General features: G+C 65.2%; 18 protein-coding genes and 1 tRNA gene. 9 read left to right on the top strand and 10 right to left on the bottom strand.

The features are described from left to right. Nucleotides 1-309: 309 nt before the first annotated feature. Genes ampD through LGN19_RS25790 form a run of 3 tightly spaced genes read right to left on the bottom strand, consistent with a single transcriptional unit; the run spans nucleotide 310 to nucleotide 2,121 of the window. Nucleotides 310-900 (bottom strand): 1,6-anhydro-N-acetylmuramyl-L-alanine amidase AmpD, encoded by a 591-nt coding sequence (ampD, locus tag LGN19_RS25800; protein WP_174960458.1) that lies wholly within the window; start codon nucleotides 898-900, stop codon nucleotides 310-312. Further along, the gene (locus LGN19_RS25795) at nucleotides 897-1,214 is read right to left on the bottom strand and encodes a PP0621 family protein (RefSeq protein ID WP_226217832.1); all 318 of its coding nucleotides are present in this window, start codon (nucleotides 1,212-1,214) and stop codon (nucleotides 897-899) included. Before LGN19_RS25795 ends, ampD begins: the two co-directional genes overlap by 4 nt. A gap of 13 nt (nucleotides 1,215-1,227) precedes the next feature. Further along, entirely contained in the window at nucleotides 1,228-2,121 is an 894-nt protein-coding gene (locus tag LGN19_RS25790; protein ID WP_226217830.1) for an inner membrane protein YpjD, read from the bottom strand. A gap of 89 nt (nucleotides 2,122-2,210) precedes the next feature. Between LGN19_RS25790 and ffh the strand changes: the two genes are divergently transcribed. Next, nucleotides 2,211-3,578, top strand: a complete 1,368-nt coding sequence (gene ffh, locus LGN19_RS25785; protein WP_122944416.1) for a signal recognition particle protein — start codon at nucleotides 2,211-2,213, stop codon at nucleotides 3,576-3,578. A gap of 94 nt (nucleotides 3,579-3,672) precedes the next feature. Beyond that, complete coding sequence (locus LGN19_RS25780; protein WP_059528628.1) at nucleotides 3,673-4,224, top strand: hypoxanthine-guanine phosphoribosyltransferase; 552 nt, start codon at nucleotides 3,673-3,675, stop codon at nucleotides 4,222-4,224. 94 nt (nucleotides 4,225-4,318) lie between these two features. Here LGN19_RS25780 and LGN19_RS25775 read toward each other — a convergent pair whose 3' ends face one another. Together LGN19_RS25775 and LGN19_RS25770 are read right to left on the bottom strand one after the other, a co-directional pair. Continuing rightward, a complete protein-coding gene (locus LGN19_RS25775; protein WP_122944415.1) occupies nucleotides 4,319-4,921 on the bottom strand; it encodes a MarC family protein in 603 nt (200 codons plus the stop codon). Between the two features lie 21 nt (nucleotides 4,922-4,942). Beyond that, entirely contained in the window at nucleotides 4,943-6,679 is a 1,737-nt protein-coding gene (locus LGN19_RS25770) for a proline--tRNA ligase (protein WP_226217829.1), read from the bottom strand. Between the two features lie 228 nt (nucleotides 6,680-6,907). Here LGN19_RS25770 and LGN19_RS25765 point away from each other — a divergent pair, with 228 nt between their 5' ends. Both LGN19_RS25765 and LGN19_RS25760 read left to right on the top strand, forming a co-directional pair. Beyond that, entirely contained in the window at nucleotides 6,908-7,555 is a 648-nt protein-coding gene (locus tag LGN19_RS25765) for an RNA pyrophosphohydrolase (RefSeq protein ID WP_122944413.1), read from the top strand. Between the two features lie 13 nt (nucleotides 7,556-7,568). Continuing rightward, complete coding sequence (locus LGN19_RS25760) at nucleotides 7,569-8,177, top strand: CNP1-like family protein (RefSeq protein ID WP_122944412.1); 609 nt, start codon at nucleotides 7,569-7,571, stop codon at nucleotides 8,175-8,177. 98 nt (nucleotides 8,178-8,275) lie between these two features. Here LGN19_RS25760 and proB read toward each other — a convergent pair whose 3' ends face one another. The 4 genes from proB to rplU all read right to left on the bottom strand — a co-directional run bounded on the left by proB (nucleotide 8,276) and on the right by rplU (nucleotide 11,385). Continuing rightward, the gene (gene proB, locus LGN19_RS25755) at nucleotides 8,276-9,394 is read right to left on the bottom strand and encodes a glutamate 5-kinase (RefSeq protein WP_122944411.1); all 1,119 of its coding nucleotides are present in this window, start codon (nucleotides 9,392-9,394) and stop codon (nucleotides 8,276-8,278) included. A 90-nt stretch (nucleotides 9,395-9,484) separates the two neighbouring features. Beyond that, nucleotides 9,485-10,597 (bottom strand): GTPase ObgE, encoded by a 1,113-nt coding sequence (gene obgE, locus LGN19_RS25750; RefSeq protein ID WP_226217827.1) that lies wholly within the window; start codon nucleotides 10,595-10,597, stop codon nucleotides 9,485-9,487. A 188-nt stretch (nucleotides 10,598-10,785) separates the two neighbouring features. After that, a complete protein-coding gene (gene rpmA, locus LGN19_RS25745; RefSeq protein ID WP_006476999.1) occupies nucleotides 10,786-11,049 on the bottom strand; it encodes a 50S ribosomal protein L27 in 264 nt (87 codons plus the stop codon). A 24-nt stretch (nucleotides 11,050-11,073) separates the two neighbouring features. Continuing rightward, nucleotides 11,074-11,385, bottom strand: a complete 312-nt coding sequence (gene rplU, locus LGN19_RS25740) for a 50S ribosomal protein L21 (protein WP_006025184.1) — start codon at nucleotides 11,383-11,385, stop codon at nucleotides 11,074-11,076. Between the two features lie 210 nt (nucleotides 11,386-11,595). Here rplU and LGN19_RS25735 point away from each other — a divergent pair, with 210 nt between their 5' ends. Further along, a complete protein-coding gene (locus LGN19_RS25735; protein ID WP_034182656.1) occupies nucleotides 11,596-12,591 on the top strand; it encodes a polyprenyl synthetase family protein in 996 nt (331 codons plus the stop codon). A 176-nt stretch (nucleotides 12,592-12,767) separates the two neighbouring features. Further along, nucleotides 12,768-12,844, top strand: a tRNA-Pro gene (locus LGN19_RS25730). A 481-nt stretch (nucleotides 12,845-13,325) separates the two neighbouring features. Here LGN19_RS25730 and LGN19_RS25725 read toward each other — a convergent pair. Next, nucleotides 13,326-13,946 (bottom strand): hypothetical protein, encoded by a 621-nt coding sequence (locus LGN19_RS25725; RefSeq protein ID WP_226217825.1) that lies wholly within the window; start codon nucleotides 13,944-13,946, stop codon nucleotides 13,326-13,328. Nucleotides 13,947-14,412: 466 nt separating this feature from the next. Between LGN19_RS25725 and LGN19_RS25720 the strand changes: the two genes are divergently transcribed. The 3 genes from LGN19_RS25720 to LGN19_RS25710 all read left to right on the top strand — a co-directional run bounded on the left by LGN19_RS25720 (nucleotide 14,413) and on the right by LGN19_RS25710 (nucleotide 18,271). Then, nucleotides 14,413-15,705, top strand: a complete 1,293-nt coding sequence (locus LGN19_RS25720) for an HlyC/CorC family transporter (protein WP_226217823.1) — start codon at nucleotides 14,413-14,415, stop codon at nucleotides 15,703-15,705. An 83-nt stretch (nucleotides 15,706-15,788) separates the two neighbouring features. Then, nucleotides 15,789-17,063, top strand: a complete 1,275-nt coding sequence (locus LGN19_RS25715) for a GspE/PulE family protein (RefSeq protein ID WP_226217821.1) — start codon at nucleotides 15,789-15,791, stop codon at nucleotides 17,061-17,063. Continuing rightward, a complete protein-coding gene (locus tag LGN19_RS25710; protein ID WP_226217819.1) occupies nucleotides 17,060-18,271 on the top strand; it encodes a type II secretion system F family protein in 1,212 nt (403 codons plus the stop codon). The genes LGN19_RS25715 and LGN19_RS25710 overlap by 4 nt, the downstream gene beginning before the upstream one ends. Nucleotides 18,272-18,299: the final 28 nt, after the last annotated feature.

Below are 18,299 nucleotides of genomic sequence, written 5' to 3'. Positions count from 1 at the left end.
GTGCTTCGTCATGTGTACCCTGCCCCGTCGAAGTTCGCTGCGCTGGTCGCGACGCCCGGACCGCCCGGCCTGACGCGCCGCCCTGAGAACCCTGTCCGCCGGCGTTGCCCGCCGGCCGGTGCCGCTCGGGTTTCCCCTGCGACACACACTATATCTAGTGCAGAACCGCTCAACTGGCACCAAGTATAGTGGACATTCGGAGGACGTCCAAACGGATAATTTGCGATGGAGGTCTTGACATCGCTCACGCGCAGACACGACAAGGCATTGGTCGGAGAAAAAACTTTCTCCGGTCAAAAAACCCCGCGATCAGTGCTGACGGAAAGGAAAGTATTCGGCGGAAAAACCGGCATCGCTCGCGAAGCGTTGCCAATCGAAATGCGGGCCCGGGTCGGTCTTGCGGCCCGGCGCGACGTCCGAGTGCCCCGCGAATGCGTCGACCGGGTAGCGTGCGGCGAGCGCGCGGGAGAGCCCGGCGAGCATCGCGTACTGCGCGTCGTCGAACGGCACGTCGTCCGCGCCTTCGAGCTCGATGCCGATCGAGAAGTCGTTGCAGCGCGGCCGGCCGAAGAACTCGGACGAGCCCGCGTGCCACGCGCGCTCGTCGCACGACACGAACTGCACGAGTTCGCCGCTGCGGCGGATCAGGAAGTGCGCGGACACGCGCACGTCGCGCAGGTGGCTCTGGTAATAGGGGTGCGCATCGCAGTCGAGGCGATTCAGGAACAGCGCTTCGATCGCATCGCCGCCGAATTCGCCGGGCGGCAGGCTGATGTTGTGGACGACCACGAGCGTCGGCACCGCGCCCGCGGGCCGCACCTCGAAGTTCGGCGACGGCGCATGGCGCGCTTCGCGCACCCAGCCGTTCGCGTCGACCGACAGCAGCGGCGCGTCGCTCATCGTGCGTCGTGACCGCTCGTCCGAGCGGCGTGGCGCTGCGCGTGCTCGGCGCTGCAGAAGTATTCGCCGCCCGCGGCGACGGCATCGCCCTTCGGCGCGTGCACGCCGCATTCGGCGCAGCGCACCATCGGCTCGGGCAGCGATCGCGCGTCGCCGTTCGGGCGTGCCGACCCCGCGCCGCCGGCGCCGGGCGTGCCGTCGTAACCGGCGCCGCGGCCGGTACGCGCCTGCGCTTGCTCCTGGGCCTGGCGCAGCTTGCGCGTGATCCACGAACCCGCGAAGAAGAGAAGAATCAGGAGAAGAATCTGTCGCATCGGAAACCTGCGTTCAAACCACGGAACGGTGCAGCAGCACCTCGAAAACGAACCGGCTGCCGACATACGCGAGCAGCAGCGCGGCGAACGACACGAGCACCCAGCGCGCGGCACCACGGCCACGCCAGCCCGACGTCTTGCGGGCGACCAGCAGGCCGCCGAACATCAGCCACGACAGGATCGCGAACACGGTCTTGTGGTCGAGCCGCAGCGCGCGCGCGTCGACCTGCTCGCTGAACAGGATGCCCGACGCGAGCGTCAGCGTGAGCAGCACGAAGCCGGCGCCGATCAGGCGGAACAGCAGCTTCTCGAGCGTGAGCAGCGGCGGCAGCGTCTCGAGCCAGCTCGCGATCCAGCCCGTCGAGCCGTCGCGCCCGCCGCTCCTCAGCGACTGCAGGCGCCGCTCGACCATCAGCATCAGGATCGCGTGCAGCGCCGCGATCGCGAACAGGCCGTATGCGATGTTCGCGATCAGGAAATGCAGCTTGAACAGCGGCGCTGCGGCATAAGGAAGCACCCGCACGCCACCGAACACGAGCGGCAGCAACGACGCGGCGCACGCGAGCGGCAGCACCAGCAGGCGCAGGCTGTCCAGCGGGAAGAAGAAGCTCTCGATCCAGTAGATGCCGGCGCCGAGCCAGAACATCGCGGACAGCGCGAACGCGAAGCCGAACACCATCGAGTCGTTCGGAAAGATGGTCGTGTGGAGCAGTACGCCATGCGCGACGAGCGCGGCGAACAGCAGCGCACGGCCGGCCCCGCTCATCCCTGACGCGGCGGACGCGGGAACCGGCACGGCCGGCACGCTCGCGACGAGCGGCGTCGCGCCCTGGCGGTGCGTGCGCCAGCCTGCGACGGCCAGGCCGCCGTACAGGAATGCAGTGAGGGCATACAGTACAATATCCATGTTCGAAGTTTACACTAGGCCCCCTTCCCGCGACGGCTCCCTTTGTTCGGTTCCGCCGCGCCTTCGGGCCCCACTGTCCATCGCTCCCCATGCTCGACAATCTCACTCAACGGATGGCGCGCGTCGTCAAGACGCTGCGCGGCGAGGCCCGGCTTACCGAGGCGAACACGCAGGAGATGCTCCGCGAGGTGCGTCTCGCCCTGCTGGAGGCCGACGTCTCGCTGCCGGTCGTCCGCGAATTCATCGCCAAGGTCAAGGAAAAGGCGCTCGGCGAAGAAGTGATCAGCAGCCTGTCGCCGGGTCAGGCGCTGGTCGGCGTGGTCCAGAAGGAACTGACCGCCGTGATCGGCGGCGACTACGAAGGCAAGGCCGCGGAGCTGAACCTCGCGGTCACGCCGCCCGCCGTGATCCTGATGGCCGGCCTGCAAGGTGCCGGCAAGACCACGACCGCCGGCAAGCTCGCGAAGCTGCTGCGCGAGAAGTACAAGAAGAAGGTGCTGACCGTGTCGTGCGACGTGTATCGCCCGGCCGCAATCATGCAGCTGAAAACGGTGAGCGAACAGGTCGGCGCCGACTTCTTCCCGTCCACGCCGGACCAGAAGCCCGTCGACATCGCGATCGCGGCCGTCGACTGGGCGAAGCGCCACTACCATGACGTGCTGATCGTCGATACGGCCGGCCGCCTCGGCATCGACGAGGCGATGATGCAGGAAATCGCCGCGCTGCACAGCACGCTGAAGCCGGCCGAAACGCTGTTCGTCGTCGACGCGATGCTCGGTCAGGACGCGGTCAATACCGCGAAGGCGTTCAACGACACGCTGCCGCTCACCGGCGTCGTGCTGACCAAGCTCGACGGCGATTCGCGCGGCGGCGCCGCGCTGTCGGTGCGTCACGTCACGGGCAAGCCGATCAAGTTCGTCGGCGTCGCCGAAAAGCTCGACGGCCTCGAGGTGTTCCACCCCGACCGGATGGCGAACCGGATCCTCGGCATGGGCGACATCCTCGCGCTCGTCGAGGAGGCGCAACGCGGCGTGGACGTGCAGGCCGCGCAGAAGCTCGCCGACAAGGTCAAGAAAGGCGGCGACTTCGACCTGAACGATTTCCGCGCGCAGATCTCCCAGATGAAGAACATGGGCGGCCTGTCGTCGCTGATGGATAAACTCCCTGCGCAGTTCCAGCAGGCGGCGGCCGGTGCCGACATGGGCCAGGCCGAGAAGTCGATCCGCCGGATGGAAGGCATCATCAGTTCGATGACGCCTGCCGAGCGCGCGAAACCCGAAATCATCAAGGCGACGCGCAAGCGCCGCATTGCGGCCGGCGCGGGCGTGCCGGTGCAGGAAGTCAACCGGATGCTGAACCAGTACGACCAGATGCGTACGATGATGAAGAAGCTGAAGGGCGGCAACATGCAGAAGATGATGCGCGGCCTGAAGGGCATGATGCCCGGCATGCGCTGATTCCGCCCAGCGGCCGGCGCGCGGGTTTTTGCTGTAGCGCACGCCGTCCGTTCTGCTTCATTCTTATTTGTATACCGACTGCCCGCCAGAACTCATGAACCGCGAAGAAGCCCTCCACATTTTCAACCACTCCGAAGAGATCGTCTCGGCCGACGCCGTCAATGCGTCGATCTCCCGGATGGCCGACGCGATCCGCGCCGAGATCGGCGATGCGTTCCCGCTCGTTCTCTCGGTGATGGGTGGCGCCGCGGTGTTTACCGGGATGCTGCTGCCGCATCTCGATTTCCCGCTCGAATTCGACTACATCCACCTGACCCGCTACCGCAATACGACGCAGGGCAGCCCGGAAATGCACTGGCGCGTCGCGCCGCGCGAATCGGTGAAGGACCGGATCGTGCTCGTGCTCGACGACATCCTCGACGAAGGCGAGACGATGGCCGCGATCCGCGACCGCATCCTCGACATGGGCGCGCAGCGCTTCATGTCGGCCGTGCTGTGCGAGAAGACGCTCGCGAAGGCGAAGCCGCTGCACCCCGACTTCTGCGGTTTCGCGGTGCCCGACCGCTACGTGTTCGGCTGCGGGATGGATGCGAAGGGCTACTGGCGCAACCTGCCGACGATCCGCGCGCTGACCACGAACGTCTGAGCGCCCCGCTCCGCACGCTATAAATAGAACGCGGCGCTCCGGTTTCCCGGAGCGCCGCTTTTTTGTGGGCGTCTTGGGTGCGCGCTGCCCCGCTCTACAACTGGTGCACGAACGCGCGGATACCGCCCAGCATCATCTCGACCGAAATCGCGACGAGCACGAGGCCCATCAGCCGCTCGAACGCCGCGACGGTGCGCTCGCCGATCCATTGCTGGATCCGCTCGGCCAGCACCAGCGTCACCGCGCAGACGATCATCGTGACCGTCAGCGCGCCGACCCACTCGAGCATCTTGCCGGGCCCCTGCGACGTCAGCAGCATCACCGTCGCGAGCGCGGACGGCCCGGCAAGCGCCGGAATCGCGAGCGGCACGATGAACGGCTCGCCGCCCGCGCGCGGATCGTTGCCGAGCGCGCCGTCCGGATGCGGGAAGATCATCCGCAGCGCGATCAGGAACAGCACGATCCCGCCGCCGAGCCGCAGCGACAGGTCGGTGAGGCTCATCATCCGCAGGAAGCGGTCGCCGACCAGCATGAAGAACAGCAGGATCACGAACGCGATCCCCACTTCGCGCAGGATCAGCTTCACGCGCCGCTCGCGCGGCACATCCCGCATCGCCGAGATGAACAGCGGGATGTTGCCGAGCGGATCCGTGATCAGCACCAGAAGCACGGTGGCCGACATGAAGGTGTATTCCACCGCGTTCCCCGGTCGGTACGCTTAGCGCGCGAGCGCAGCGCGGATCGTCTCCGCGACCGTCGCAGCAGCCGCGTCGGCCGGCAGCAGCGTCGCTTCGGCGTCGCGGCGGCCCTGGTACTCGATCTTGCCTTCCTTCAGGCCGCGCTCGCCAATCACGAGGCGATGGGGCACGCCGACCAGCTCCCAGTCGGCGAACATCACGCCCGGGCGCTCGCCGCGATCGTCGAGGATCACGTCGATGCCGGCTGCGACGAGTTCCGCGTACAGCTTGTCGGCGGTCTCGCGCACCATGTCGCTGCGGTCATAGCCCATCGGGCACAGCACGACTTCGAACGGCGCGATCGATTCCGGCCAGATGATGCCCTTGTCGTCGAAGTTCTGCTCGATCGCCGCGCCGAGAATACGCGTGACGCCGACGCCGTAGCAGCCCATCAGCATCGGCTGCGGCTTGCCCGATTCGTCGAGGAACGTCGCACCCATCGCTTCCGAGTACTTGGTGCCGAGCTGGAACACGTGGCCGACCTCGATCCCGCGGCAGATGTCGATCACGCCCTTGCCGTCCGGCGACGGATCGCCCTTCTTCACGTTGCGCACGTCGGCGACGTCCGGCTCCGGCAGGTCGCGGCCCCAGTTCACGCCCGCGATGTGATAGTCGACCTCGTTCGCACCGACGACGAAGTCGCTCATGTTCGCGACCGTACGATCCGCAATCACCTTCACCGGCTTCTTCGTGCCGACCGGGCCGAGATAACCCGGCGGCGTGCCGAACCACTCGACGATTTCCTGCTCGGTCGCGAAGCGGTGGTTCTTCAGGCCCGGCAGCTTCGACACCTTGATCTCGTTGAGATCGTGATCGCCGCGCAGCATCACGAGCCAGATGGTCGGCTCGGCGCCTTCGTTGTCGGTCGCGAGCACGATCGACTTGATCGTGCGCTCGAGCGGGATGGCCAGCAGTTCGGCGACGGCTTCGCACTTCGCCTTGCCGGGCGTCGCGACCTTCTCCATCGCTTCGGCCGGCGCTGCGCGTTCGGCGCTCAGCGGCAGTGCTTCGGCCGCCTCGATGTTCGCCGCGAACTCGGACGTCGGGCAGTAGGCGATCGCGTCTTCACCGGTGTCGGCGATCACGTGGAATTCGTGCGAGAAGTTGCCGCCGATCGAGCCGCTGTCGGCCGCGACCGCACGGAACTCGAGGCCGAGGCGCGTGAAGATGCGCACGTACGCGTCGTACATCTTGCGATACGACTCGTTCAGGCCGGCCGCATCCTTGTCGAACGAGTACGCGTCCTTCATGATGAATTCGCGGCCGCGCATCACGCCGAAGCGCGGGCGGATCTCGTCGCGGAACTTCGTCTGGATCTGGTAGAAGTTCACCGGCATCTGCCGGTAGCTCTTGATCTGGTTGCGCGCGATGTCGGTGATGACTTCCTCGTGCGTCGGCCCGATCACGAAGTCATTGTCCTTGCGGTCCTTGAAGCGCAGCAGCTCGGGGCCGTACTGCTCCCAGCGGCCCGATTCCTGCCACAGTTCGGCTGGTTGCACGGCCGGCATCAGCAGCTCGATGGCGCCCGCCCGGTTCATTTCCTCGCGCACGATCGCCTCGACCTTGCGAATCGAACGCAGGCCGACCGGCAGGTAGTTATAGATGCCGCCGGCGACACGACGGATCATGCCGGCGCGCACCATCAGCTTGTGGCTGACGATCTCTGCGTCGGCGGGTGCCTCTTTCAGGGTGCCGATAAAGAAACGGGAAGCTTTCATGCGGACGGTTCCAAAAACGGCGCCCCCAGGCGGGGCGCCCGAAAAAGTTTCAAGGTGAAAAAGCTGCGCGCGGCGAACAACGATGGACGACGATGGCGCAGACGACGTAGCAGACTAATCAGGGACAATTCAGCCGGTGTACCCCGCGCGGATTCGCTCCGTCACGGTGCGCAGCGCCCGTTATCTGTTTATAATCAAAGCAATTTTAAAGGATTCGAAGGTGGTTGTATGCTGGATCGTGAAGGCTTTCGCCCGAACGTCGGCATCATCCTCTTGAACGCGCGCAACGAGGTGTTTTGGGGCAAGCGGCTCCGCGAGCATTCCTGGCAGTTTCCTCAAGGTGGGATCAAGTACGGCGAGACCCCCATGCAGGCGATGTACCGGGAACTGCACGAGGAAACGGGCCTGCATCCGGAACACGTCAAGATAATCGGCCGCACCCGCGACTGGTTGCGTTACGAGGTGCCTGACAAGTTCATTAAACGCGAAGTACGCGGTCATTACCGCGGCCAGAAGCAGATCTGGTTCCTGCTGCGGATGGTTGGACGCGATTGCGACATTTGCTTGCGCGCGACCGACCACCCGGAGTTCGATGCGTGGCGCTGGAACGAGTACTGGGTGCCGCTCGATGCGGTGATCGAGTTCAAGCGGGATGTCTATCAGTTGGCGCTGACGGAACTGTCGCGCTTCCTGCGCCGCCCGGCGCAGAAAGCCGAGAAGCCGCGCGGGCCGCGTCTGTCGCGCTATCCGCGCGTCATTGGCGTGCAGGCCCAGCAGACGCTGACGATTGTCGACACATCGGTAGTCTGTTCGGAGATCGAAGTGGAAGCGGGCACGCTCGACGAGATGCCGCCCCACGTGATCGTCGGCAAATGACGAATCGAACTGCATGACCGGGCGCGACCTTGGTGTCGCGCCCTTTTTTTACGAGGAATGCATATTGAAAGCGATTGCTCTCGCGCTCGCATCGATTGCCGCGGTGGCCACGCTGGCAGGTTGCGCGAATTCGAAGACGCCGACCAACAAGGATGACAGCGAGTTCGTGTATCTGCTGGACCGCCAGGGCACCTGGAAGGAAAACGCGGTCGACACGCTGCCGCCGCTGCCGCAGACGGGCGACCTGCTGCCGTTCAACGTATCCCAGAACACGCCGCTCAAGTTCTTCGTCGACGCGAAGTCGCTCGTGGTCGGCACCGATGGCGTCGTGCGCTACGCGGTCGTCATCACGAGCCCGGCCGGCGCGCGCAACGTGAACTACGAAGGCATCCGCTGCGACACCTACGAATGGCGCCAGTATGCCGGCCTCAATTCGGAACACGACGGCTGGGATCGCACGGTCGAGAACGACTGGCGGCGCATCGAGAACGGCGAGTTGAATGCCTACCACTCGGCGCTCTATCAGGACTACTTCTGCTCGAACAAGATGCCGCAGGGCACGACCCAGCAGATCCTGGAGAACATCCGGTTTCACCGCACCGCGATGAGCCAGTTGCGCTGACGGCGCGCGGCGCCCGCCGCGCCGCCTGTCCGCCGCATGAAAAAGCCCGCATCACGCGGGCTTTTTCATTTGAAGGCCGGAACCGACAACGCGAATGGTCACACCAGCACCAGGTTGTCGCGATGGATCAACTCGGGCTCCAGCATGTAGCCGAGCACCGATTCGATCTCGCCGCTCGGCTTGCGGTGAATCAGTTTCGTCTCCGCACTGCTGTAGTTCGTGAGCCCACGCGCCACTTCGCGCCCGGCAGGATCGACGCACGCGATGACTTCGCCGCGCGCGAACGCACCCTGCACGGCGATCACGCCGATCGGCAGCAGGCTCTTGCCGCCGGCCGTCAGCTTCTCGACCGCGCCGGCGTCGATCACGACATGGCCGCGCACCTGAAGATGGTCGGCCATCCACTGCTTGCGCGCCGCCATCCGCGCGGTACGTGCGATCAGTTGCGTGCCGATTGCCTCGCCGGCCGCCAGACGCACGAGCACGTCGGTCTCCCGGCCGCTCGCGATCACGGTGTTCGCGCCACTGTGCGCCGCACGCTTCGCCGCGAGGATCTTCGTCAGCATCCCACCGCGGCCGAGGCTCGAGCCCGCACCGCCCGCCATCGCCTCGAGCTCCGGCGCGCCCGCGCTGGCTTCCGCAACGAGCGTCGCGTTCGGGTCCTTGCGCGGATCGGCCGTGAACAGCCCTGACTGGTCGGTCAGGATGATCAGCGCATCGCCTTCGATCAGGTTTGCCACGAGCGCGCCGAGCGTGTCGTTGTCGCCGAACTTGATTTCGTCGGTAACGACCGTGTCGTTCTCGTTGATGATCGGCACGACGCCAAGCCGCAACAGCGTCAGCAGCGTCGAACGCGCATTCAGGTAACGCTCGCGGTCTGCCAGGTCGGCATGCGTGAGCAGGATCTGCGCGGTACGGATGTCGTGCTCGGTGAAGCGGCTCTCATAGACCTGCGCGAGCCCCATCTGGCCGACTGCGGCGGCAGCCTGCAATTCGTCGATTTCCCGCGGCCGCTTGCTCCAGCCAAGCCGCTGCATCCCTTCGGCAATCGCGCCCGAACTGACGAGCACGACTTCCTTGCCCTGGGCGCGCAGCGCGGCGATCTGGGCCGCCCAGCGGCCGATTGCAGCATGATCGAGCCCCTTGCCGTCGTTGGTCACGAGGCTGGAGCCCACCTTCACCACCAATCGCTTCGAATCCGCGATGATCGAACGCATCCTGCACTGTCTCCTGTATCTGATGCCTGCCCGGCCGGACGCGATTGAACGCCGACGCCGGGCGGCACGCCCGGCGCGTTCCGGAACAACTCAGGCGTCGTCGCCCGGCGCCACATCGCCCTTGGGAGGCGGCGCGTCGCGGAAGCGCACGTCGGCCGCGAGATCTTCCGCCTCCGCCGCGCGATGCGCGTCCGAATGTTCGGAGAGGTAATCGTAGATCGCGTAGCACAGCGCTTCACAGCCCTGGCCCGTCAGTGCCGAGATCTCGAACACGGGGCCGTCCCACTCGAAGCGCTCGAGGAAATCCGCGACGCGCGCCTTGCGCTCGTCTTCCGGCACCATGTCGAGCTTGTTGAGCACGAGCCAGCGCGGCTTCTCGTACAGCGCTTCGTCGTACTTGCGCAGTTCGCCGACGATCGCCGTCGCTTCCGCAACCGGATCGACGGTTTCGTCGAACGGTGCGAGATCGACCAGATGCAGCAGCACGCCGGTGCGCTGCAGGTGGCGCAGGAACTGATGGCCGAGGCCCGCGCCTTCGGCGGCACCCTCGATCAGCCCCGGGATATCGGCAATCACGAAGCTCTTGCTCGGGCCGACACGCACCACGCCGAGATTCGGCGCAAGCGTCGTGAACGGGTAGTCGGCAATCTTCGGCCTTGCGTTCGACACCGACGAGATGAACGTCGACTTGCCCGCGTTCGGCATGCCGAGCAGACCCACGTCGGCGAGCACCTTCAGCTCGAGCCTCAGCATGCGTCGCTCGCCCGGCTTGCCGTCCGTCTTCTGACGCGGCGCCCGATTCGTGCTCGACTTGAAATGCAGGTTGCCGAGCCCGCCGGAGCCGCCCTGCGCAAGCATCACCTGCTGGTCGTGCTCGGTCAGGTCGGCGATCAACTCGCCAGTATCCATGTCGTTGATGATCGTGCCGACCGGCATGCGCAGCGTGACGTCGTCGCCGCCCTTGCCGTAGCAATCCGAGCCGCGCCCGTTTTCGCCGTTGCGCGCCAGGTGTTTCTTCGCGTAACGGTAGTCGATCAGCGTGTTGATGTTGCGGTCGGCGATCGCGTATACGCTACCGCCCCGGCCGCCGTCGCCGCCGTCCGGCCCGCCGAACGGGACGAATTTCTCGCGGCGCATCGACGCACTGCCATCGCCTCCGTCTCCGGCGATGACTTCGATTCGTGCTTCGTCAATGAACTTCATTCGTCACTCCGCCCAGTATTTCCGCTATTGTGCCGCGCACCGGCGCGCTTGAACAATCTGCCGTTCGGCCGATCGTACGCCGGTTGCGCGATGGCCGCCCGAACGCACACGCGCCCGGCGGCCAAATAAAAAAAGGCCCCGCGAAGACTGCGGGGCCTTTCGGCTACGAAGCCCGTGGGTGCCTGAACTTAGGCAGCCGCCGGGACAACGATGACCAGATGCTTCTTGTCCGCGCCCTTGGTCGCGAACTTGACGTGACCGTCAACCAGCGCGAACAGGGTGTGATCCTTGCCCATGCCGACGTTCTCGCCTGCGTGCATACGCGTACCGCGCTGACGCACGATGATGCCGCCGGCATTGATTGCCTGGCCGCCGTACACTTTCACGCCGAGACGTTTCGACTCGGAGTCGCGGCCGTTCCGGGAAGAGCCGCCTGCCTTTTTGTGTGCCATCTGATTGCTCCTTTACCGAGGCGCTTACGCGTTGATCGCGTCGATGCGCAGCTCAGTGTAGTTCTGGCGGTGGCCGCCGTGCTTTTGGTAGTGCTTCCGGCGACGCATCTTGAAGATGGTGACCTTGGCATGACGACCGTGCGACACAACGGTGGCCTTGACGGAAGCCCCACTGACCAGCGGCGTACCGAACTTAATCGATTCGCCTTCGCCCACTGCGAGAACCTGGTCGAGCGTGATTTCAGCGTCAATGTCAGCCGGTATCTGTTCTACTTTGAGTTTTTCGCCAACGGCAACCTTGTACTGCTTGCCGCCGGTTTTTATGACCGCGTACATTGAGAACCTCACTCTGGATCCAAATTTTCCGCACACCACGCGCGGAAAACACGTGATTATACATGGGCTTAGCACCGAAGTCAAAACCCATCGACGATTGCCGCGCGCCGGCCTCGGCCGAATGGCCAAATTCGCGGCTGCGGCACGTGTCACAGACCGGGATATCTCGGATTCGCCTTATAATCCGCCGCATCACCCAATTCCATCATCATGTCGTCGTCCACCGCCTCCCCCACCCTCAGCGCCGCCCACCTGCTCGCTCCGATCACCAGTGACATGGAGCAGGTGAATCGCGTTATCCGGCAAAGCCTCGCGTCCGACGTGTTGCTGATCAACCAGATCGCCGAGTACATCATCGGCGCGGGCGGCAAGCGGCTGCGCCCGGCGTTGCTGCTGCTCGTCGCCGGTGCGCTCGGCGAGACGTCGCACCAGCGGCACGTGCTGGCCGCCGTCGTCGAATTCATCCACACGGCCACGCTGCTGCATGACGACGTCGTCGACGAATCCGAGCTGCGCCGCGGCCGCCAGACCGCCAATGCGCTGTTCGGCAACGCGGCGAGCGTGCTGGTAGGCGACTACCTCTATTCGCGCTCGTTCGAGATGATGGTCGGCGTCGGCAAGATGCGCGTGATGGAGATTCTGTCCGAAGCCACGACGATCATTTCGGAAGGCGAGGTGCTGCAGCTCCTCAACATGCACGACGCGGACGTCGACGAAACGCGCTACATGCAGGTGATCCGCTACAAGACGGCCAAGCTGTTCGAGGCGTCGGCACGCCTGGGCGCGGTGCTCGCGGGCGCCGATGCGCCGACCGAGGCTGCCGCCGCCGAGTACGGCCGCCGGATCGGTACCGCATTCCAGATCATGGACGACTGGCTCGACTACGCGGGCACCGTCGAAGCAATGGGCAAGAATGCCGGCGACGACCTCCGCGAAGGCAAGCCGACGCTGCCGCTCATCTATCTGATCGAACGCGGCACGCCCGAGCAGTCGGCGCTGGCACGCGAGGCGATCGAACAGGGTGGCACCGATCGCTTCGACACGATCTTCGAAGCGATCACGCGCTCAGGCGCACTGGATCACACGCTCGAATGCGCACGCCAGGAAGCGCAGGCGGCAGCGGCAGCGATCGCCGCGTTCCCCGATTCGATCTACAAGGAAAGCCTGCTCGCGTTGTGCTCGTACTCGACGTCGCGGCAGTCGTAAGTGCATGTCGTGCGTCGCCGCCCCGGCTGCGACGCACGTTCGACACGGGAAAATCACCTGTCTCGAAAAATTTCTTCACAAAGCGCTTCCCTTTTTGAAGAAACGTCGTTATAGTTACGTTCTTGCTTGACGACGCAGCGGTTTTAAAAAAACCGCGAAATCGGAAGAGTATAAATCGGGGTGTAGCTTAGCCTGGTAGAGCGCTACGTTCGGGACGTAGAGGCCGGAGGTTCGAATCCTCTCACCCCGACCAGATTTTCAAGGATCATCGAAACATCGATCCTTTTCAGCTTGATGTTGTAGTCAACGCTGTCATGGCTGTACGAAGAATGCCCTGTCGAATCGACGGGGCATTTTTTTTGCCCGCTTTCCAGACACCGGCATAGACGACGGCAGACGCCGGATGGCGCCGGTGCCTTGTACGAAGCAGACTATTCCGCAAACCGCCGGCGCGAGCGGATCGACGCCAAAGCGAGAACATCCGGCCTCGCGATATACGGGACCCTTCGCTCAAGCAAACTCTCCGCTCAAGCCTCCCGACTTCGCAAGGCCAGATTTATCGGGCCGTCCTGGACTTTCCGCCCCACCTCCGGAGCCGAAACCCCGGAGCCGAAACCCTTTACCCGGACTCACCAGACCATTGCCGGCAAGCTTCAACAGCCTCGCGCACCGGTCCTTACCGATCTTTTCGCGGAGCGTAAAAGACGCGATCGCCAGCCCGATAATCCGGAAATTCAAAGTGGCGGCAAGGCAACTCCCCAATCGATGCTGCAATCCTTTGCCAGAATGTGCATCCGGGATAGCGTCACGCGATACGAGCGATCGTATAGATGATCGTTGGGCCGCAACGCAAGTGCATGCAGTCCTGCCGATTCCTTGAGGAAAGCCGATGCCAAAAGCTTCGGCAACCAGTCGCGATTCAGATGGAGTGGCGAGCTGCCGCTCTGCTCGTCCATCAGCGCCATGTAAAAACACTGAATCGCACAGAAGACACCCAGCGGGTCGTTGCATGTGGCTTGCAAAGCGTGCTCGAGTTCACGCTGGACGAGATCGACACCTTCCGTTCGGCTGAGCGGATATAACGCTCGCTCCAGAAGCTCCGCGTGATCGGTCGGACGCATGTCATCGTTGATCTCGGGCGGCGTGCGGAACACACACGCCTCGCCACGCAATACACTCGCGAGCCGCCCCCCTCTGATGGCGGTCAAAACGTCGGATTCCGTCGGATTCATTGCAGTACCTTGATGTTCGGCATCGTACTTGTACCGCGCATGACCTGCCTGCTCCGGCAAACCGCGTCGCGCATATCGATGCGTATCGATTGACGATTGCCTGCCGTGGGCCGCGAGATTCATTACCGCGTTGTATTAATAATGCTCGGCCGGCTGATGCAGGCCGACAGCCGATGTCACCTGACCGCGCTCGTGCGGTCGATAAGCAGGGTATCGAAGTCCGACTCGACCCGCTCCAGACGAGCCTGCTCTGTCATAGCCATACACGTGTCTCGTCAATTGTCAGCAGGCGTGGCACGACTGTACGCCCGTTTCATGAGACGAAAAGTTTGCACTCACCGCTTGATGGATGCGAAAGGTTATCGAAGATTTTTAGAAATTACCGAGAATTGACTAAAGTTGAACACTCGAAAAGCTTTCGCAACGTGAACCGGACGCAGGCCGGAGCCATTGTCGCGACCGAATTTCCGGTGATCACGCGCTGACGCGCGCGACGCCCGTGCCGAGCCCGCGGCCCCGTCGGACACATCACGGTCGCCGGCCTCTGCTATATTCCCTCCATTCCTGTCCTTCACTGCCCTTCCAACGCGTGGACCAAATTCCCTTATGGGCGCAAATCGGCGCCGTCTTCCTGCTTCTCCTCTGTTCCAGCTTCTTTTCGATTTCCGAGACCGCGATGATGGCGCTCAACCGCCATCGGCTGAAGCATCTCGCCGGTCAGGGCGCGCTCGGCGCTAAAACCACCCAGGGCCTGCTTACACGCACCGACCTGCTGCTCAGCGTGATCCTGATCGGCAACAACCTGTTCAACACGATCATCCCGGTCCTCACGACGTCGATCGCGCTGCACACGTTCGGCCGCAACAACCTCGCGCTGTCGATCGCGACCGGCATCGTCGCGTTCCTGATCATCGTGTTCGCGGAAATCGCACCGAAGATCGTTGGCGCGACATTCCCGGAGCGCATCGCGCTTCCTGCGAGCCTCGTGATCGCGCCGTTGATGCGCGTGTTCAAGCCGGTCGTCTGGTTCGTCAACGCACTTGCTCACGGCGTGCTGCGCGTGCTGCGCATCAATACGGCGAAAGGCCGCGACCAGCGGATGTCTGCCGACGAACTGCGCGCGATCGTGCTCGAGTCGAGCAGCTTCATGCCGACCAAGCACCGCAGCATCCTGCTCAACCTGTTCGATCTCGAGAACATCACGGTCGACGACGTGATGGTGCCGCGCCGCCAGATCGAATCGCTCAACTTCTACGCGCCGCTCGACGACATCCTCCATCAGCTGGAAACCTGCTATCACAACAAGCTGGTCGTCTATGAAGGCGACATCGACCGGGTGCTCGGCGTGCTGCACGTCCGCAAGACGCTGACTGCACTGCACAACCAGGATTTCGACCGCGAAACGCTGCGCGAGCTGCTCGCCGAGCCGTACTACGTGCCGTCGGGCACGCCGGTGGTTCAGCAGCTCCAGTTTTTCCAGGAAACGCGGCAGCGGACCGCGCTCGTCGTCAACGAGTACGGCGAGCTCGAAGGGCTCGTCACGCCCGAAGACATCATCGAGGAGCTGATCGGCGAATTCACGACGTCGATGCCGCGCAGCGAACGCAAGGGCGGCTGGGACGAGAACGGCGAATGCATCGTCTCGGCGAGCATGCCGCTGCGCGAACTGAATCGCTGGCTGCACCTGAAGCTGCCCACCGACGGGCCGAAGACGCTGAACGGACTCGTTCTCGAAATCCTCGAGGAAATTCCGGAAGACGACGTGTGCCTGAAAATCGGTGACGTGATGCTCGAGGTGATGCGCAGCGACGATCAGGCCGTGCGCACGGTCAAGCTCTTCAAGCCGCTCGGCTCACGCACCGCACGCACCAACGCGCGCTAGCCGAACGGCCGACTGCCGGCGCCGCCCGCGACGCGCGACCATCTGCTGGTCACGGTCAACAGGCGGCCAGCGTGCCGGCTCACATGCATTTCCCTCCTCCCGGGGCGCCGCTGCGCAAGCCGCCGCCCACCCACTCCGATGCGTCGCGTGCCACCGCACCGCGTGCGCTCGACGCGGCCCAGCTCGACGATGCGCCGGCCGTGCGGCTGCTGACGGACACGCTTCACGCGGCACGCGTGCGCGACGCATCCGACATCCACGTCGAGCCGTTCGAAGCCGGCTGGCGCATCCGCCTGCGCATCGACGGCGTGCTGCACGAACATGCGCGCCCGCCGCTTCATCTGCGCGACGCGCTCGTCACGCGGATCAAGGTGCTCGCGCGCATGGACATCGCCGAGCGGCGGCTCCCGCAGGACGGCAGGCTGCGCATCGCGATCGACGGCGGTACGCGCGGCGACTTCCGGGTCAGTTCGCTGCCCACGTTGTTCGGTGAAAAGCTTGTGCTGCGGCGCCTCGAAACGCTGCCGCCCGACCTCACGCTCGCCCGCCTCGGCTTCGACGCGCAGCAGGCGGCCGCGATGGAGGCCGCGATACGTGCACCGCATGGCCTCGTGCTCGTCACGGGCCCGACCGGCAGCGGCAAGACGCTGTCGCTCTACTGCGCGCTGCAGATGCTCGATCGCAACGCGCACAACGTCTGCACGGTCGAGGATCCCGCCGAGATCCAGCTCGACGGCATCAGCCAGGTCGGTGTCGCCGAAAAGGCGGGGCTCACGTTCGCGACTGCACTGCGCGCGCTGTTGCGACAGGATCCGGACATCATCATGGTCGGCGAGATTCGCGATGCGGAGACGGCCGACGTCGCGATCAAGGCCGCACAGACCGGCCATCTCGTGCTGTCGACACTGCACACGAACGACGCGCCGGCCGCCGTCGCGCGGCTGCTCGACATCGGCGTCGCACCGTACAACCTCGCGGCCGCGCTGCACCTCGTCACCGCGCAGCGCCTCGTTCGGCGGCTGTGCGCCGCCTGCCGCGTGCACTCGGACGCACCGGTGCCCGTCCTGCGGGAGGCCGGCTGCGACCCGGCTGCCCTCGCAGCCGGATGGCGGCCGTTCGTCGCGCGGGGCTGTTCGACCTGTCACGGGATCGGCTATCGCGGCCGTGTCGGCCTGCATCAGACGATGCCGGTATCGCCCGGGCTGGCGGAACGCATCGTCGCACGGGCGAGCGTCGGCGAACTCGCGCAATGCGCGGCAGCCGAAGGCGTGCGCAGTCTGCGCGACGCGGCGCTCGCGCGCGTCCACGACGGCACGACGAGCATCGCCGAAGCCTTCGCCGCGACACCTGCGGCATGAGCATGCGACCACCGCCGCGCGAAACCCGCTTCGCATGGCGCGGCCGCCGTCGCGACGGCGCGCCGCGCCACGGGATCGTCATCGCGTTCGACACCGACGCGGCGCGCGCCGCGCTCGCACGCGACGGCATCGCAGTGCTGTCGCTCGACGTCCGCGGGCCGGCCCGGCCGCCAACGGCCAGCGCGCGGGACATCACACGCTTCACGCGCCAGCTCGCGAGCTTGCTACAGGCCGGGTTGCCGCTCGCGCCGTCGCTCGAGATGCTCGCGCGCACGCGGCCACGCGACGGACTGCCGCGCATCGCTGCGGGTCTCGCACGCGAGATCCTCGCCGGCCGGCACTTCGCCGATGCGCTCGCACGCTATCCATCGCAGTTCGGCACGCTGTATCGCCAGTTGATCGAGGTCGGCGAAGCGTCCGGCTCGCTCGGCGTCGTGCTGACACGGGTCGCGGAACACCGCGAGCGCGCCGACGCGCAGTGGCGCAAGCTGCGGGCCACGCTCGCCTATCCGTTGGCCGTCATCCTGTTCGCACTCGCGATCTCGGCCGCGTTGATGGTATGGGTCGTGCCGACGTTCCGGCAGCTCTTCGACGGTTTTGGCGCCGCACTACCGGCGCCGACCCGTGCGCTGCTCGCGCTGTCCTCCGCGCTGTCTGCGTGGGGTGGTGTGCTCGTTGCCGGTACGGCGGCAGCCGGGCTGGCCGCACAGTACGCGCTGCGGCGGTCGGCACCGCTGCGCCACGCTGTCGCGCGGCACCTGCTGCACGCGCCGCTCGCGGGTAGTGCGCTCAGCCGGTACGCGGCTGCACGCTGGTGCCGCTCGCTAGCGACGCTGCTCGGCGCCGGCGTGCCGCTCGCCGACGCCTTCGCCACGCTCGAGCGCGCGGCCGGCCATCCGGTGTTCGAGCGCGCCACCGCGCACATCGCAGCCCGCGTGTTGCGCGGCGCGCGTCTCGCGGACGCGATGCAGTCGGCCGGCTGCTTTCCGGACGACGTCGTCCAGCCGATCGCCGTCGCCGAGGAAACCGGTGCGCTCGACACGATGCTCGCCGACATCGCCGCACTGTGCGAACGCCAGCTCGACGCGCGTCTCGATGCACTCGCCGCGCTCGGTGAACCGCTGATCGTGATCGTGCTGGGCGCACTCGTCGGCGGTCTCGTGATCGCGATGTACCTGCCCATCCTTCAGCTCGGCAACGTGGTGTAGCATCGCAACCGATTCTGTCGCCTTTTAG

This window comes from Burkholderia sp. AU30198 (assembly GCF_020419825.1).
Lineage (GTDB): Bacteria > Pseudomonadota > Gammaproteobacteria > Burkholderiales > Burkholderiaceae > Burkholderia.
This window is presented reverse-complemented; position numbering and strand designations above follow the sequence as displayed.